Here is a 16,911-nt window from a genome sequence, read left to right on the forward strand (position 1 = left end):
GCATTTTTGAGCAGTTACAAGCATGATCATGCTTGAACTTGCTCGAAACTGCGTGTTATGGTCGGCTGACGTGGCACCGGTGCTCGACTCTGATGCGCCGCACATGAAGCGAAGTCGTAGGGAGCGTGGCAATCTCGTGAACGGGAACGAGCAAGGCGGCACCGTGGGCAGTTCCACTGCCGACGAGGTGGACGTAGTCCTCGGCGGGCCGATTTTCCTTGACATCGTTTTCACAGACCTGCCCGCCGCACCCGCTGCCGGCACCGAGGTCTGGGCTGGCGGCATGGGAACCATGCCGGGCGGGATCGCCAATCTTGCTGTCGCGACCAGCCGGATGGGCCTGAAGACACGCCTCGTGACGCAATTCGGGGACGACGACTACGGGCGCTGGCTGGAGAAGGTTCTCGGGGAACAGGAGCAGATCGACCTCAGCCGCGCCCGCATCGCCCACGGCGAGCACACCGTGGTCACGGTCTCGATGGCCTACGACGGCGACCGCGCTATGGTGACCCACGGACACCCGGAACGGATGCCGATCCGCGATCTGATCGGTGACGTCTCGCCCTCGACGGCACTGGTCGGCGAGCTCGCGAACCCCGCGGAGGAGCCATGGTGGCTCGGCCCGGCAATCGCCGGCTCCGCTATGTTCGCTGAGGTCGGCTGGGACGATGCCGGCCTGTGGGACCCGGTCGTTCTCGAGGGACTCGAGTACTGCCATGGCTTCATGCCCAACCACCTCGAGGCGATGAACTACACCCGCACCAGCAGCCCGCAGGCCGCCCTCAGCGCACTCGCCGACCGTGTGCCGCTCGCGGTGGTCACCCGAGGCGCCGACGGCGCCATGGCGGTTGACTCAATCACGGGCGAGGCTGCCGATGTTCCGGCGCTCGCCGTCAAGGCGATCGATCCGACAGGAGCCGGCGACGTGTTCTCGTCTGCCATCGTCCTGGGCACCAGACAAGGCTGGCCGCTCGAACAGCGTTTGCGCTTCGCAAACCTGTGCTCGTCGTTGGCCGTGCAGCGACGGGGCGGATCGTTGGGGGCGCCCGGATGGACAGACATCGAATCGTGGTGGGCCGAAACGAGACGGCGAGCTCGATCTTCTCCAGAGGCTGGCGAGCGCGCGCTGCGCTACGGATTCATCGCGGATCTGCTTGCCGATCGGAAGTTCCGGGCGCACAGCCAGGCCCCGGCAACCATCGGGAGCCACACGGAGAGCTGTCGCACGTAGTGGTCACGCGGCAACCGTCGCGTGCAGATTCTTCGCACAAAGAACGAGCCTGAAGGCTCCAAGAGTAGGGGATGACCAATGAAGTTCAGTACAAGGCCCATCGTGGGCATCGCTGTTGCAGCGGTGGCCGCACTTGCACTCTCCGCATGCACGCCGGGTGCGGCCAGCACGCCCAAAGAGACACTCGACCCCAATCGCACGGTCGGGACCGATGTCTCGGCGATGGGCGAGCTGACGCTCACCGTCTGGGACCAGGAGGTCAGAGGCGGCCAGAACGAGCAGATGGAGAAGCTCAACGCAGCGTTCGAAACCAAGTACCCGAACATCACCATCGACCGCGTTTCGCAGTCGTTCGATGACCTCGGCAAGACCCTGCGTCTCGCCCTGAGCGGCAAGGACGCCCCGGACGTCGTGCAGGCGAACAACGCCCGCAACTCCCTCGGCGCCTTCGTCGCCGCCGGTCAGCTGCATCCCTTCGACGCGTGGGTAGACGCGTACAAGTGGGAGGACCGCTTCTCCGACAGCGTGCTGGCATACTCGCGCTACAGCGAGGATGGCACGACGTTCGGGTCCGGCTCCGTCTACGCACTGCCTCAGGTGGGTGAGGTCGTCGGCGTCTTCTACAGCAAGAAGAAGCTTGCCGAGCTCGGCGTCGAGTTGCCGACCGAGTGGTCGGCGTTCGAGGCGTCGCTGAAGACCGCGAAGGATGCCGGCGAGGTGCCCATGTTGCTCGGAAACATCGAGAAGTGGCCGGCGGGACACGTCTTCGGCCCTATTCAGGGTGCCCATGTAGCGGCGGACCAGGTTCAGTCCCTCGGCTTCGGAAACGCCGGCGCAAGCTGGGAGACCGCGGAGAACGTCGCGGCGGCTTCCACGCTGGACGGCTGGATGAAGGCTGGCTACTTCAACGACGGCGTGAACGGAACCGACTACGACGCAGCATGGCAGGAGCTCACCACGGGCAACGGCGTCTACCTCATGGGTGGATCCTGGCTCGCGGCCGATCTGCAAGACGCGATGGGCGATGACGTCGGATTCTTCGCCCCGAGCGCGAACGCCGGTGCTCCAGCAAACACCACGGGCGGGACGGGCCTCCCGTTCGCGATCACCACGGGCTCGAAGAACCCGGACCTGGCAGCCGCTTACATCGACTTCATCACCAATGATGACGCGATGGCCATCCTGGCCGAGACCGGCAATCTCCCGGTCAACCGGACGGCCGAGCTCGCCCCCTCGAGCGGTGTGCTCAAGGACGTCTACGCGGTGTTCGGCGACGTGACCACCAGCGGCGTGCTTCTGCCCTACCTGGACTACGCAACTCCGACCATGGGCGACACCCTCGGCGAGGCCCTCCAGGGCCTGATCGATGGGCAGCTGACCCCGGATGCGTTCACCGCAGCTCTCCAGTCCGACTACGGCAAGTTCACAAGTGGCAATTAGCAGTCCGACAACGACGAGTCCACAAGTGGCAGCCAGCACTTCGACTCGCAGCGCGGGCGACCTCGGTCGCCCGCGCTGGCGTGGGGGCGCACGCCTCACTCCGTACGTCTACATGCTTCCGGCGCTGCTCGTCTACGCGGCGTTCATGCTCTACCCGTTGGGCCGTGCCGCGCACCTGTCCCTGTTCCAATGGGACGGGCTGACGCTGGCCACGTTTGTCGGCGTCGACAACTATGTCGACCTGATAACCGACGAGCGACTTCGTGCCGCCTTCATGCATGCGCTCGTGTTCGTCTTTTTCTATGCGATCCTGCCCGTCTGCATCGGGCTGGTCCTGGCATCCATTCTCACGCGTGCCCGCGTGCACGGACTCTCGATTTTTCGCACAATCGTCTTCCTGCCGCAGGTCATCGCGATGGTGGTCGTCGCGATTGCATGGCGCCAGATCTATGCGCCCAACGGCCAGCTCAACACATTCCTGCGTTCGATCGGCCTGGACTCGCTCACCAGGGCGTGGCTGGGCGACTACACCTTCTCGCTCCCTGCAGTCGGAATCATCGGAACGTGGGTCTCCACCGGTCTTGTAACCGTTCTGCTCATGGCCGGCATGGCCAAGATCCCGATCGAGCGCTACGAGTCCGCCCGTCTCGACGGCGCCGGAGCGATCCGCGAGTTCTTCTCGATCACGGTGCCCGCAGTTCGCGCCGAGATCACCGTTGCGCTGACGCTGACGATCGTGGCGTCGCTCAAGACATTCGACCTGATCTATGTCACAGCAGGGGGCGGGCCGGGCAGTTCCACAACCGTGCCGAGCTATGAGGTGTATCGACGGGCGTTCCAGCTGGGCGAGGTCGGGTCGGCCGCCGCTGTCGGGGTGACACTCACCTTGCTCATCTTCCTCATCAGCCTTGTCGTGAACAGTATTGGAGACAAATCCTCCTCATGAAGGTCAGTCCGATTGAGAAGTTCGGAAACTACGCGATCCTCATCGCGTTCTCGTTTCTCATCCTCTCCCCGCTTGGCTCCATCATCGTCGCCGCCTTCGCTCCCGCGAGCGCCGCCGCCGGGCGCGAGGGACCATTCCACCCCGAGAATTTCGTCACCGCGTGGACGGAAGGCCGTTTCAGCCAGTACATGCTGACCTCGGTGTCCGTGTCCGCACTCGTGCTCGCGCTTACTGTCCTGCTCTCGATCCTGAGCGGCTACGCCTTCGGCACGATGAAGTTTCGCGGGCAGAACGTGTTGTTCTATCTCTTCCTGCTCGGGATCATGGTGCCGTCAGAGGCGATCATCATCCCGCTCTTCTTCGATCTACGAAGCCTGGGGCTCACCGACACGATTTGGGCGGTGGCGCTCCCGCAGGTTGCTCAATCTGTCGCCTTCGGCACGTACTGGATGCGCACCTACTTCCGAGGGGTCAACCCGTCAATCACGGAGGCAGCCCGCGTCGACGGCGCAAGCCCCTGGCGTGTCCTGTGGTCGATCCTCGTGCCAATGGGACGTCCCGCCATCACCACCATGATCGTGCTCATATTCATGTGGACCTGGAATGAGTTCCTGATCCCGCTGGTGATGTCCCCGACGGGCGGATTCCGCACGGCGCCGCTGGCGCTGGCGTTGTTCCAAGGCCAGTACACCCAGGGAACGGCTTTGCTTGCGGCCGCCGCGGTCATGGTGGCCCTGCCGGTCGTGGTCTTGTACTTCATCCTGCAACGGCACTTCATCCGCGGGATGCTCGAGGGCGCGGTCAAGGAATAGCACCGGGCCGGCCGACGGCACCGGATTGGCGCGACATAGAAGGGGCAACACATGAGCATCGTCGTAGCGGGGGCACCCGTGAGCTTCGGGGTATTCGAGCTCACTCCGACATCGGGGGACCTCGTCCTGCCGACGGCGGACGAGGTCGTGGCGGTGCTGGAACGCACCGGGTACAGCGGCGTCGACTTGGGCCCTGTCGGGTTCCTCGGTCGTGGGCAAGAACTGCGAGAGCGGCTGGACCGGCACGGCCTGGAGTTGGCCGGTGGGTGGATCGACCTTCCCTTCTCGGATGACGCTGCCTTCGCCCGCGCTCTGCCATCGCTCGACGATGCGCTCGACGTCTTCTCTGAGGTGCTGGAGGCTGCCCCGAGCAAGCTCCCGCTGCCGACATTGGCCGACTCCGGCGACGCGATACGGAAGGCCAACCCGCGAGGCGGTGCCGGGCACGGACTTGATGAGGCCGGCTGGGACCGCTTCGCGAAGAACCTCGCCACCGCTGCCGCACGGGTGCGCGCGCGGGGACTCGAGCCGACTTTCCACCACCACGCCTGCACCTTCGTCGAGACTCCGCACGAGATCGACGCCTACCTTGATGCGAGCGACGTCGGCCTGACCTTCGACACCGGGCACATGCTCATCGGCGGCGGGGACCCGTTGGAAGCGTGGCGGCGCTGGCGGGACCGCATCAACCACCTGCACATCAAGGACGTGCACACCGCGGTGCTCGCGGACGTGCTCGCCGAGGGCGGCGGCATGATCGACGTCTGGTCCTCTGGCAGTTTCGTGCCCTTGGGCGAGGGCGACCTCGACGTCGAAGCGATGATGTCGGAGGTTGTCGACTCCGGCTTCGACGGCTGGCTCGTGATCGAGCAAGACGTCTACCCGCAACCGGGCGACGACCCCGCGCGGCTCGAACGCGACCACCGGGTCAACCGCGAAGCGCTCCGCCGCTGGCTGTAGCCGCGTGCCGAGCACGGAACCACACGCAGCACATCGAGCTGGCCGGCTCCTGCGGGCAGCATCCATTGAGAGGAACTACGTGAGCACGGAATCATTGCGCATCGCGGTAGTCGGCGCGGGCATCATGGGCGCCGACCACATCAAGCGCATCACCAACACGATTAGCGGCGCCCGCGTCGTCGCTGTTGTCGAGCCGGATGCCGCACGCGCGGCCGCTGCCGCGGCATCCGCCCCGGGCTCGGTCGCCCGTCGGAGCATCGAGGAGTCGTTGGCGGAGGACGCGCTGGACGCTGTCATCATCGCTACTCCCGGCCCCTTCCACGAGAGCGTGTTGCTGCCAGCACTCGAGGCGGGCATCTCGATCCTGTGTGAGAAGCCCCTGACCCCCGACTCCGAGGCCGCGCTGCGCGTGATTGAGGCAGAACAACGCGGCGACAAGCCACGGATCCAGGTCGGCTTCATGCGTCGGTTCGACCCGGAGTACGTCGAGCTTCGCCGACTTGTCGAGTCGGGTGAGGCGGGCCAACTCCTGGCCCTGCACTGCGCCCACCGCAATGCGTCGACGCCGCCCGGCTACGTCGAATCAATGCTCATCACCGACTCGGTCGTGCACGAGATCGACATCGTGCCGTGGATCGCCGGCGAGCCGATCGCGGCTGTCGAGGTCAAGAAGACCAAGCGCAACAGCCTGGCCCCGGCCGGCCTGCACGAGCCACAGCTCGTGCTCCTCGAGACGGTCTCCGGTGTTCTGGCTGATGTCGAGATCAACGTCAACGCGCAGTTCGGCTACCAGGTCACGACAGACGCCGTGTTCGAGCGCGGCATGGCGGCGATCGGGCGCACCAGCGGCATCACCCGGTGGGAGAACGGCCGGCTCACAGTCGCCGAGCACATGACGTACACCACCCGGTTCGAGGAGGCCTACGACCGGGAGGTGCAGCGCTGGGTGAACGCCAGCCGGCGGGGCGAGATCGACGGCCCGTCGGCCTGGGACGGCTACCGCGCGGCGGTGGTGTGTGAGGCCGCCCTCGAGGCCCAGGCCACTGGGCGTCGAGTTGACGTGTCGTACGCCGACATGCCGGCGTTCTACGCCGGCTGAACTGCCCACACCGCCACACCGCCACCCCGCCTGGGGCATGGTCGGGTGTCGGAGAGAGGAACAGGTTTCCCAGTGGGCCAAGCGGAAGGCAGGTGTGGTTCGTGAAGGCGAAGACCGCGGTGGGTATGGCAGACAACGGCCTCGGGCTCCCCGAGGGCGACTGAGCGGGAAGGGGACCGGCATGGTTCAGGATCAGAGCTGGGTGCACCCACGAGGCACTCTCGCCACAGGCGGGTGGGAGGGCGTCGTGCGGCACAGCACCGCGCGGTGGAGCCACACCGGATTGCGAATCGCAGAGCTCGCCGGCGGTGAGTCATTGAGCCTGCCGGCCGAGCCAGTTGAGCGGATCATCGTGCCGCTGAGCGGCAGATTCACGGTTCGCTACCGCGAACCAGGGGCGGGGTCGGTGGCGGCCGCCGAGCACGAGGTTGCCCTGGCCGGGCGCGCGTCGGTGTTCTCGGGCCCGAGCGACGTGCTCTACCTCGGGTCGGGCAGCAGCGCTGCGGTACACGGCGTGGGCCGCTTTGCCGTCGCCGAGGCCCCGACGAGCGTGCAACGCCCCACGCAGCTGATCGCCCGCGGCGAAGTGCCCGTCGAGCTGCGGGGCAGCGGGCAGGCGAGCCGCCAAGTGCACAACTTCGGCGTACCGGGGGTGCTGGACGCCGCTCGGCTGATCGTCTGCGAGGTGATCACGCCCGGCGGCAACTGGTCTTCCTACCCGCCACACAAGCACGACGAGCACGTCGACGGTATGGAGAGCGAACTCGAGGAGATCTATTACTTCGAGGCCGCGGCCGTGCGCGACGACGTCCACGGCGACCCGTTCGGCCTGTTCTCCAGCTACTCCTCCCCGGCCGGGGAGATCGACATCAACGCCATGGTGCGCACCGGCGACATCGCCCTGGTGCCGCACGGTTTTCACGGCCCGGCCGTTGCCGCCCCTGGCTACGACCTCTACTACCTGAACGTCATGGCGGGGCCGGGGCCGGAACGCGCCTGGAACATCACCGATGACCCGCACCATGCCTGGGTGCGTGAGTCGTGGAACGAGCAAGAGATGGACTCGCGGCTGCCCTTCGGCACCGAGAAGGAGTAAAGACAATGCGCACCAAGAGGATGACGGTCAGTCAAGCCCTGATCGAGTTTCTGGCACAGCAGTGGAGTGTCGACGGCGAGAGGCGCGAACGCACTGTCGCCGGCGTGTTCGGAATCTTCGGGCACGGCAATGTGGCCGGGATCGGGCAGGCTCTCAAACAATCGCACGAGCTCACCCCGGGGTTGATGCCGTACCACCAGGCGCGCAACGAGCAGGCGATGGTGCACCAATCGGTGGGCTATGCCCGGATGCGCCGCCGCCTGGGCACCTATGCCAGTGCGGCGTCCGTGGGCCCGGGTGCAGCGAACATGCTGACCGGCGCCGCCCTGGCCACCGCCAACCGGCTGCCAGCCCTGCTGCTGCCGAGTGACACTTTCGCGACCCGCGTCGCCGACCCCGTGCTGCAACAGCTGGAGCTGCCGCACGACACCGGGATCCAGGTGACAGATGCGTTCCGGCCGCTGTCGCGCTACTTCGACCGGATACAGCGGCCGGAGCAGCTCTACTCGATCGCGCTCGCGGCGATGCGGGTGCTCACCGACCCGGCCGAGACAGGGGCGGTGACCATCGCGCTGCCAGAGGATGTGCAGACGGAGTCGCTCGACGTGCCGCTGGAGTTTCTGGCGCCGCGCGAGTGGCACCTCTCGCGCCCGCTGCCGCAGCGCTCGCAGTTGGCGCGGGCCATCGCGGCGATCCGGGAGGCGAGGAATCCGCTCATCGTCGCCGGCGGCGGCGTCATCTACTCGGGCGCCGAGGCAGCGCTGCGGGTGTTTGCCGAGCAGACCCTGATCCCGGTGGCGACCACCCAGGCTGGCGGGGGCTCACTCCTATGGGACCACCCGCAGTATCTGGGCGGCGTGGGGGCGACCGGCACGACGGCAGCCAACCGGATCGCCGCAGAAGCTGATCTGATCATCGGTGTCGGCACCCGCTACAGCGACTTCACGACGGCCAGCCGCACGGCGTTCCAGAACGAGCAGGTGCGCTTCGTCAACATCAATGTGGCATCCTTCGACGCGTACAAGCATGGCTCGCAGCTGCCCGTCATCGCGGATGCCCGCGAGACGTTGCTGGCGCTCGAGCGCGAACTGCGCGGCCACCGGGTCTCGAGCGGATACGCCGCGCGCGTCGAGCGCGAGCGCACAGGTTGGAACGCCATCGTCGACGCGGCACTCGCGCCGACAGGCTCACCCCTACCCGGGCAGCCGGAGATCATCGGGGCGGTGCACCGCGCGAGCGGCCCGCGCGATGTCGTCGTGCAAGCGGCCGGTTCCCTGCCGGGCGACCTGCACAAGCTCTGGAGGGTGCGCGATTCCCTCGGCTATCACGTGGAGTACGCCTTCTCCTGCATGGGCTACGAGATCGCGGGCGGCCTGGGCGTCAAGCGCTCTGCGCTGGCCGACGGTGACGAGCGCGACGTCATCGTGATGGTCGGCGACGGCTCCTACCTGATGCTGCACACCGAGCTGCTGACCGCTGTGGCCGAGGGCCTCAAGATTATCGTGGTGCTGGTACAGAACCACGGCTACGCCTCGATCGGCCACCTCTCCGACACTGTCGGCTCGGAGCGGTTTGGTACGAAGTACCGGCTCCACGAGCCGGATGGTGCCGGGTTCCAGGGCGAGCGCCTGTTGCCCGTCGACCTGGCGGCGAACGCGCGCAGCTACGGCATGCACGTGATCGAGATCGAGCCGGGGGCGGACGCGGTCGAGCGGCTGAGCGCCGCCGTTGCCGCGGCCAAGTCGAGCACCGGGTCCACACTGATCCATGTCGAGAGCGACCCGCTGCTCTACGGGCCAGATGGCGAGGGTTGGTGGGATGTGCCCATCGCGACCACCTCGGAGCTGCCCGCGACACAGCGGGCGCTCGCCGAGTACGAGCAGCAGCGCGAGGCGCAGCGGCCGCTGCTCGGCTGACCGCCGCTACGCGCCCGGCAGCTGCCGCTGCCGCTCCGGCGTGTGCAGGCGGGCCAGCACCCGGCTGACGCTGAGCGGGCGGCCCGACGCCGTCGCCAGCGACACGGCGATGGTCACGCCGAACGCGAGCGGCACCGTCCACGCGGCGGGCTGGGCGAGCAACTCGCCGGCGAACGGCGCGGCCCCGGCGAGCAGCGGTGCGAGCGCCGGGCCGAGCATCATCGCGCCGCCGCAGAGGGCGGCGCCGGTGAGCATGCCGGCGATCGCGCCCTGCGCGGTGAGCCCGCGCCACCAGATACCGAGCAGCAGGGCCGGGCAGATCGTCGAGGCGGTGAACGCGAACACGAGGCCGACCGCGCCGGCGATCGCCGAGCTGCCGCTCAGGAGCGCGACGGTGAGCGGCACGAGCGAGGCCAGCACGGCCGCCCAGCGGAAGCCGCGCACGCTGCCGCCGAACAGCTCCTGGCTGATCACGCCGGCCAGCGAGACGACGAGCCCGGAGGTCGTGGAGAGGAAGGCGGCGAAGCCGCCGGCGATGAGCAGGGCAGTGAGCAGCTCGCCGAGCAGCCCGGGGGCGAGCACGCCGGGCAGCAGCAGCACGACGGCATCCGCCTGCCCGGATGCCGCCAGCTCCGGCATGAACGCGCGGCCGAGGAAGCCGAGCACGGTCGGGAACACGTAGAAGACGGCGAGCAGGCCGAGCACGATCAGCGTGGTGCGGCGGGCGGAGGCCCCGTCGGGGTTCGTGTAGAAGCGCACGAGCACGTGCGGCAGGCCGAGCGTTCCGAACAGCAGCGCCACCAGCAGCGACACGGTGCGGTAGGCGCTGGCCGTTTCGGTGCCGCCGAGCAGCCCGTCACCGAGTTGGGCGCCGAGCTCTGCCCCCGTCATGCCCTCGCGGGCGACGACGATCAGAAGGAACACGACGGGCACCGCGATGGCGGTGAGCTTGAGCCAGAACTGGAACGCCTGCACGAAGGTGATCGAGCGCATGCCGCCCGTCACCACGACGAGGCAGACGACGGCGGCGACCGCGACGGCGCCCACCCACGCCGGCAGCCCGGTGCTGATGCTGACGGTGAGGGCCGCCCCGTGCAGCTGCGGCACGATGTAGAGGCAGCCGACGACGATCACGAGCAGGCTGGTGACGCGGCGGGCGGATGCCGACTCCACCCGCGCCCCGACGAAATCGGGCACCGTGTACGCGCCGGAGCGGCGCAGCGGCGCGGCGACGAACAGCAGGAGCATCAGGTAGCCCGCGGTGTAGCCGATCGGAAACCAGAGGGCGTCCTGTCCGCTGAGCAGGATGAGCCCGGCGATGCCGAGGAACGACGCGGCGGAGAGGTACTCGCCGCCGATGGCGGACGCGTTCCACCAGGGCCGCACCGTGCGGGACGCCACGAAGAAGTCGCTCGTGGTGCGGGAGATGCGCAGGCCGTAGAAGCCGATGAACGCGGTGGCCAGCACGACGGTGGACACCGCGATGTAGCCGACGGCCTGGTTCACGGGCCCTCCTCGGCGAGGGCGGTGTAGCGCGCCTCGTTGCGGCCGGCCGCCCAGACGTAGAGCCAGGCGCTCAGCCCGATCATCGGGTAGACGCCGAAGGCGAGCAGGAGCCATGCGACGGGCACGCCGAACCAGCGCTCCGCCTCGAGCTCCGGGGTGAGCCGCAGCACGAGCGCGAACGCCGCCAGCGAGACCAGGAACCCGAAGGCGACCACGAGCGCCAGCCGCAGCTGGGAGCGGATCAGCGAGCGCACGTACACCTCGGCGACCTGCGAGGGCGCGTCGGCGCCGCTGCCCGCTGCGTTCTCGCCGCGGGTGCCGGCCGGTCCCGTGCCGGGGGCCGCGCGCGACCCGGGCGCCGTCACCCGCACCCGCTGCGGGCGCTGGTCGGCGGCCGGCGCGCTGTCGGGGATGGCGCTGCCGGGGACGGCGCTGCCGGGGACGGCGCCGTCCGAGACGGGGCTGCGCGGGATGCCGCTCACGGGGCGCTCACGGCGCGCTCGGCTTCACCCTGTTGGCCTCGAGGCGCTCGCGCAGCCGCGGCAGGTGCCGCCGGCTCACCGGGATCTCGGCGCCGCCGACGGTGACGGCCGGGCTGCTCTGCCCGAGCTTCAGCCGGGTCACGTGCGCCATGGCGACGAGGTAGCCGCGGTGGATGCGGATGAAGCCGGCATCCGCCCACTGCACCTCCAGATCGGCCAGCGGCACGCGCACCAGGTAGCTGGCCTCCTCGGTGTGCAGGCGGGCGTAGTCGCCCTGCGCCTGCACGAATCGCACCTCGGCGCGGTCGATCATGCGGGTGACCCCGCCGAGCGTGACCGCGATCATCTCCGGCCGCTCGACCGGGGCGCTGGCCTGGCCACCGTGGCTGCCGGCCAGCGTGTCGACGATGCGGCCGACGGCGCGCACGAGTCGGTCGGAGCGCACGGGCTTCAGCAGGTAGTCGACGGCGGCCAGCTCGAACGCCTTGAGCGCGTGGTCCTCGTCGGCGGTGACGAACACGACGGGCGGGGCCTTCGGCAGCTGGGCGAGCGAGCGGGCGACATCGAGGCCGCTGAGGCCGGGCATGTGGATGTCGAGGAAGATGCCGTCGACCTGCTCCTGCTCGAGCAGCCGGAGCACGCCCGCCCCGCTGGAGGCGCGGTGGACGGCCCCGATGCGCGCGTCCTTGCCGAGCAGGTAGGCGAGCTCTTCGAGGGCCGGCAGCTCGTCATCGGCGATGAGCACGGAGATCATCGCCCCAGTCTCGCATCTCCCGCGGGGCTCGCCGCGTCGTGCCCGGGCTGGGACTTGGGCACCCGCATGGTGATGAGCGTGCCGGCCCCGACCGCCGTCTCGATCACGAGGCCGAACTCGTCGCCGTAGACCTGGCGCAGCCGCTGGTCCACGTTGCGCAGCCCGACGTGCTCGCCGTCGTTCTGCCCGGCGAGCACGGTGCGCAACCGCTCCGGGTCGATGCCGACGCCGTCGTCCTCGATGGTGATCTCGGCGACGGCGCCGAGGTCGCGCCCGAGGATGCTGATCTGGCCGCCCTGCTCGCTGCCCTCGAGCCCGTGCCGCACCGAGTTCTCGACCAGCGGCTGCAGGCTGAGGAACGGGATGACGGTGCTGAGCACCTCCGGCGCGATCTGCAGCGACACCCGCAGGCGCTCGCCGAAGCGGGCCTGCTCCAGCGTCAGGTAGCGGTGGATGCTGCCGAGCTCCTCGGCGATCGTGGTGAAGTCGCCGTGCCGGCGGAAGGAGTACCGGGTGTAGTCGGCGAACTCGAGCACGAGCTCGCGCGCGCGGGCCGGGTCGGTGTTGATGAAGCTGGCGATGGCGTTCAGCGAGTTGTAGATGAAGTGCGGGCTGATCTGGGCGCGGAGGGCCCGCACCTCCGCCTCGACGAGCAGCCGACGCGAGCGGTCCAGCTCGGCCAGCTCGACCTGGGCGGCCACCCAATCGGCCACCTCGTTGGTGGCGCGCACCAGCCCGGGCCGGGCGCGCGGGGTGAAGGCCGCGACGACGCCGAGGATGCGGGTGCCGGCCCGGATCGGCGCGACGACGGCGTCCAGCGCCGCCGTGCCCTGCCGCCCGCCCGCCGCGCCCGCGGTGCCGCGCTCCGCCCGCAGCACGCGCGTCTGCCCGCTGGCGAAGACCTCGGCGGCGAGGCGCATCACCTCGACGTGCGGGTGCTCGCGTGCCGCGGAGTCGGGGCCGGGCACGCTGGCGTCGATCGCGGCGATCGACCCCGTGGCCACGCCGACACCCTCCGAGCTCGCACCCGCCCAGGCCACGACGGAGTGCGCATCGGTGAGCGCCAGCGCCTCGGCACCGAGCAGCGTGCGCAGGTGTCTGGCCGCCTTGCCCGCCCCGGCCGGCTCAAGCCCGTTGCGCAGGTGCTTCCCGGCGAGCGAGGCCAGGTGCAGCGTGGTGAAGGTGGCCCGCTCGGCGTCGGTGGCCAGGTCCCGGCCGCCGCGCAGCAGCCGGAAGCCGATGAACAGGACGCCGAGCACGACGAGCGTCACGACGCCGGCGGCGGCAACGGTGAGCGACAACGACTCAGGCATCTGCCCAGAGTAGGCGACGGGCGGCCGCGGCATCCGTTCGGCGCAGCGGGGCGACCGCTCGGCGCTGCGTGCGGGCCGGGGCGGATGCCGGGCGCACCGGCTTTGGCAGAGTGATCGGACCGCGCGCGCACCGATGCCGCCGGTCGACATCCAGTTGAGGAGAAGCGCCATGGGCAACGACGCCCTGCACACCGCCGAGGCGACGGGCACCGATGCCGTCGACTTCGCCGCGATTCAAGAGACACCTCGATTCCAGAAGCTGCGCAACAGGCACCGCCGCTTCGTGTTCCCCGTCCTGATCGTCTGCCTGGCCTGGTACCTGGCCTACGTGCTGCTCGCGGCATATGCGCCGGCGCTCATGGCGACGCCGGTCTTCGGCAGCGTCAACGTCGGCCTGCTTCTCGGGCTGGCCCAGATCGTCACGACCTTCGCCGTGACCACCTGGTACGTCACCTTCGCCAACCGCGACCTCGACCCCATCGCCAGCGAGATCCGCGACGAGGCCGAGGCGGCCATCGCGGCGTCGGCCGCGGCACCCCGCCACGCGGCATCCGCCCCGACCGCTGAGGAGTCCCTGTGAACCTGCACCTCATGAACCTGCACCTCGAGACCGGATCGCACCCCGGCGACCCCGTCATCAACATCCTGATCTTCGCGGCCTTCGTCGCCATCACCATGATCATCGTGTTCCGCGCCAGCCGGAACAACAAGACGGCCGCCGACTACTACGCGGCCGGGCGCTCCTTCACCGGCGGCCAGAACGGCGCGGCCATCGCCGGTGACTACCTCTCGGCCGCATCCTTCCTCGGCATCGTCGGCGCCATCGCCATGACCGGCTACGACGGCTTCCTCTACTCGATCGGCTTCCTCGTGGCCTGGCTCGTCGCCCTGCTGCTCGTCGCCGAGCTGCTGCGCAACACCGGCAAGTTCACGATGGCAGACGTGCTCTCGTTCCGGCTCAAGCAGCGCCCGGTGCGCATCGCCGCCGCCATCACCACCCTCGTCGTCTGCTTCTTCTACCTGCTCGCCCAGATGGCCGGCGCCGGCGGCCTGGTGTCGCTGCTGCTCGGCATCGACGACGCCGTCGGGCAGTCGATCGTCATCACCGTCGTCGGCGCGCTGATGATCGTCTACGTGCTCGTCGGCGGCATGAAGGGCACCACCTGGGTGCAGATCATCAAGGCGTTCCTGCTCATCGCCGGCGCCGCCGTGATGACCATCTGGGTGCTCGCCCTCAACGGCTTCAACCTCTCCACCCTGCTCGACAGCGCGGTGGCGACGGCCGGCAACCCGGCGATCCTCGAGCCGGGCCTCAAGTACGGCGTCAGCGACATCGCCAAGGTCGACTTCATCTCGCTCGGCCTCGCCCTGGTGCTCGGCACCGCGGCGCTGCCGCACGTGCTGATGCGCTTCTACACGGTGCCCACCGCCAAGGAGGCCCGCAAGTCGGTCGTCTGGGCGATCTGGCTGATCGGCATCTTCTACCTGTTCACGCTCGTGCTCGGCTACGGCGCCGCCGCCCTCATCGGCGCGGATGTCATCGCAGCCGCCCCGGGCGGGGCGAACTCGGCCGCGCCGCTGTTGGCCTTCGAGCTCGGCGGCCCGCTGCTGCTCGGCCTGATCTCGGCGATCGCGTTCGCGACGATCCTCGCGGTCGTCGCCGGCCTCACCATCACGGCTGCCGCCTCCTTCGCCCACGACATCTACGCCAGCGTCGTCAAGAAGGGCAACCCGGCCCCCGGCTCCGAGATGAAGGTCGCCCGGCGCACCGTCGTCATCATCGGCGTCGTCGCCATCGTCGGCGGCATCGGCGCGAACGGGCAGAACATCGCCTTCCTCGTCGCCCTCGCCTTCGCCGTCGCGGCATCCGCCAACCTGCCCACGATCGTCTACTCGCTGTTCTGGAAGCGCTTCACCACACAGGGCGCGCTCTGGAGCATGTACGGCGGGCTCATCTCGGCGATCGTGCTGATCGCCCTCTCGCCGGTCGTGTCCGGCTCGGAGTCGGCCATGATCAAGGGCGCCGACTTCGCGATCTTCCCGCTGGCCAACCCCGGCATCGTCTCGATCCCGCTGGCGTTCCTGCTCGGCTGGCTCGGCACGGTGCTCGACAAGAAGACAGAGGACCCGGCCAAGCAGAGCGAGATGGAGGTGCGCTCACTCACCGGCATCGGTGCAGAGAAGGCGAGCAGCCACTAAGGCGCAGGCGCTCCGGGGCGCCGTCGGCCGCGAGTCCAGACTCGCGGCGGGCGGCGCCCACTGCCATTCTTCGGCGCATTTCGGACTTCGCGCCCGAGCGGCGCCCGCTGCGCGCGACAGGGCCCGCGCGGAGCGATAACGTCGTCGAGTGAGCAACGCACCCACCCAGAACCACAGCTACAGCCAGGTCTCCATCGCGCTGCAATTCCTCGCGATGGGCACCATCTGGGGCGCCAGCTTCCTGTTCATGAAGGTCGCCCTCGACGGGGTCAGCTTCGGCCAGATCGCCTGGTCGCGTCTGGTGCTCGGCGGCCTCACCCTCGGCCTCATCGTGCTCGCCACCCGGCCGCGGGTCGCCGGCGGGCCCGTGCTGCCGCGGGAGAAGATCGTCTGGCTGCACTTCACCGTCATCGCGATCACCGGCTGCGTCGTGCCGCACCTGCTCTTCGCCTGGGCCGAGCAGTACGTCTCCTCCAGCCTGGCCAGCATCTACAACGCCGTCACGCCGATCATGACGGCCGTGATGGCGACCCTCGCGTTCCGGGTGGAGAAGCTCGACCGCGGGCAGATCACCGGCATCGCCGTCGGCGTGCTGGGAGTGATCGTGATCATCGCCCCCTGGCAGTACACCGCGCTGACCGGCTCGCTCTGGGGCCAGCTCGCCTGCATCGGCGCGGCCACCTGTTACGGCTTCACCTTCGGCTACACCCGCAAGTTCCTCAGCCAGCGGCCGATCGCCGGCGCCACCTTCGCGTTCCTGAACATCGGCATCGGCGGCGTGATCATGCTGCTGCTCACTCCGGCGATCGCCTGGCACCCGGTCGCCCTGACCTGGCCGATCGTGCTCAGCCTGCTCGCCCTCGGCGCCCTCGGCACCGGCCTCGCCTACATCTGGAACATCAACGTGCTGCGCGCCTGGGGGCCGACGAACGCGTCGACGGTCACCTACGTCACCCCTGTCGTCGGCGTGCTGCTCGGCGTGCTCATCCTGGGCGAGCGCTTCGGCTGGCACGAGCCGCTCGGCGCCGCCTGCGTGTTGCTCGGCATCCTGCTCGCCCAGCGCCGGCTGCGCTTCGGCCCGCGCCTCGCCACCGCCTGACGCGGCGCCCTGCTGCAACATCGGCGTGGGCCGGATGCCGCGGGCGATAGGGTCGATG

At 69.0% G+C, this 16,911-nt stretch carries 15 protein-coding genes; 11 read left to right on the forward strand and 4 right to left on the reverse strand.

Features of this window, described 5'->3' with window-relative positions; translation table 11 throughout:
• The first annotated feature begins 22 nt into the window (after positions 1-22).
• The 8 genes from BLT62_RS03240 to iolD all read left to right on the forward strand — a co-directional run bounded on the left by BLT62_RS03240 (position 23) and on the right by iolD (position 9,500).
• Positions 23-1,231 (forward strand): PfkB family carbohydrate kinase, encoded by a 1,209-nt coding sequence (locus BLT62_RS03240; RefSeq protein WP_231919324.1) that lies wholly within the window; start codon positions 23-25, stop codon positions 1,229-1,231.
• A gap of 78 nt (positions 1,232-1,309) precedes the next feature.
• Positions 1,310-2,671 carry an extracellular solute-binding protein gene (locus tag BLT62_RS03245; RefSeq protein WP_083362768.1) on the forward strand — a complete coding sequence of 454 codons (1,362 nt, stop codon included), beginning with the start codon at positions 1,310-1,312 and terminating at the stop codon, positions 2,669-2,671.
• 112 nt (positions 2,672-2,783) lie between these two features.
• Entirely contained in the window at positions 2,784-3,617 is an 834-nt protein-coding gene (locus BLT62_RS03250; protein WP_231919325.1) for a carbohydrate ABC transporter permease, read from the forward strand.
• Positions 3,614-4,429 carry a carbohydrate ABC transporter permease gene (locus BLT62_RS03255; protein ID WP_083362770.1) on the forward strand — a complete coding sequence of 272 codons (816 nt, stop codon included), beginning with the start codon at positions 3,614-3,616 and terminating at the stop codon, positions 4,427-4,429. The genes BLT62_RS03250 and BLT62_RS03255 overlap by 4 nt, the downstream gene beginning before the upstream one ends.
• Positions 4,430-4,480: 51 nt before the next feature.
• Entirely contained in the window at positions 4,481-5,389 is a 909-nt protein-coding gene (locus BLT62_RS03260) for a sugar phosphate isomerase/epimerase family protein (RefSeq protein ID WP_083362771.1), read from the forward strand.
• A gap of 79 nt (positions 5,390-5,468) precedes the next feature.
• A complete protein-coding gene (locus BLT62_RS03265) occupies positions 5,469-6,488 on the forward strand; it encodes a Gfo/Idh/MocA family protein (protein WP_083362772.1) in 1,020 nt (339 codons plus the stop codon).
• A gap of 181 nt (positions 6,489-6,669) precedes the next feature.
• Positions 6,670-7,584, forward strand: a complete 915-nt coding sequence (gene iolB, locus BLT62_RS03270) for a 5-deoxy-glucuronate isomerase (RefSeq protein WP_083362773.1) — start codon at positions 6,670-6,672, stop codon at positions 7,582-7,584.
• A 5-nt stretch (positions 7,585-7,589) separates the two neighbouring features.
• Entirely contained in the window at positions 7,590-9,500 is a 1,911-nt protein-coding gene (iolD, locus tag BLT62_RS03275) for a 3D-(3,5/4)-trihydroxycyclohexane-1,2-dione acylhydrolase (decyclizing) (RefSeq protein WP_231919326.1), read from the forward strand.
• Positions 9,501-9,506: 6 nt separating this feature from the next.
• Here the strand turns inward: iolD and BLT62_RS03280 are convergent, their stop codons facing one another.
• Genes BLT62_RS03280 through BLT62_RS03295 form a run of 4 tightly spaced genes read right to left on the reverse strand, consistent with a single transcriptional unit; the run spans position 9,507 to position 13,555 of the window.
• Positions 9,507-11,006, reverse strand: coding sequence for a sodium/solute symporter (locus BLT62_RS03280; RefSeq protein ID WP_083362774.1), 1,500 nt, complete (start codon positions 11,004-11,006; stop codon positions 9,507-9,509).
• Positions 11,003-11,488, reverse strand: coding sequence for a DUF485 domain-containing protein (locus BLT62_RS03285; protein WP_331710514.1), 486 nt, complete (start codon positions 11,486-11,488; stop codon positions 11,003-11,005). The genes BLT62_RS03280 and BLT62_RS03285 overlap by 4 nt, the downstream gene beginning before the upstream one ends.
• Positions 11,489-11,495: 7 nt before the next feature.
• Positions 11,496-12,242: a LytR/AlgR family response regulator transcription factor gene (locus tag BLT62_RS03290; RefSeq protein WP_083362775.1), complete on the reverse strand. Its 747-nt coding sequence runs from the start codon at positions 12,240-12,242 to the stop codon at positions 11,496-11,498.
• Positions 12,239-13,555, reverse strand: coding sequence for a sensor histidine kinase (locus BLT62_RS03295; RefSeq protein ID WP_083362776.1), 1,317 nt, complete (start codon positions 13,553-13,555; stop codon positions 12,239-12,241). Before BLT62_RS03295 ends, BLT62_RS03290 begins: the two co-directional genes overlap by 4 nt.
• Before the next feature lie 169 nt (positions 13,556-13,724).
• On the opposite strand from BLT62_RS03295, the gene BLT62_RS03300 reads away from it, so the two are divergent.
• The 3 genes from BLT62_RS03300 to BLT62_RS03310 all read left to right on the forward strand — a co-directional run bounded on the left by BLT62_RS03300 (position 13,725) and on the right by BLT62_RS03310 (position 16,853).
• Positions 13,725-14,135: a DUF485 domain-containing protein gene (locus tag BLT62_RS03300; RefSeq protein WP_083362777.1), complete on the forward strand. Its 411-nt coding sequence runs from the start codon at positions 13,725-13,727 to the stop codon at positions 14,133-14,135.
• Positions 14,136-14,146: 11 nt separating this feature from the next.
• Positions 14,147-15,754 carry a solute symporter family protein gene (locus tag BLT62_RS03305; RefSeq protein ID WP_083365285.1) on the forward strand — a complete coding sequence of 536 codons (1,608 nt, stop codon included), beginning with the start codon at positions 14,147-14,149 and terminating at the stop codon, positions 15,752-15,754.
• A 148-nt stretch (positions 15,755-15,902) separates the two neighbouring features.
• Entirely contained in the window at positions 15,903-16,853 is a 951-nt protein-coding gene (locus BLT62_RS03310; protein ID WP_331710515.1) for a DMT family transporter, read from the forward strand.
• Positions 16,854-16,911: the final 58 nt, after the last annotated feature.

The sequence above is a fragment of the Microterricola viridarii genome, from assembly GCF_900104895.1.
Taxonomy (GTDB): domain Bacteria; phylum Actinomycetota; class Actinomycetes; order Actinomycetales; family Microbacteriaceae; genus Microterricola; species Microterricola viridarii.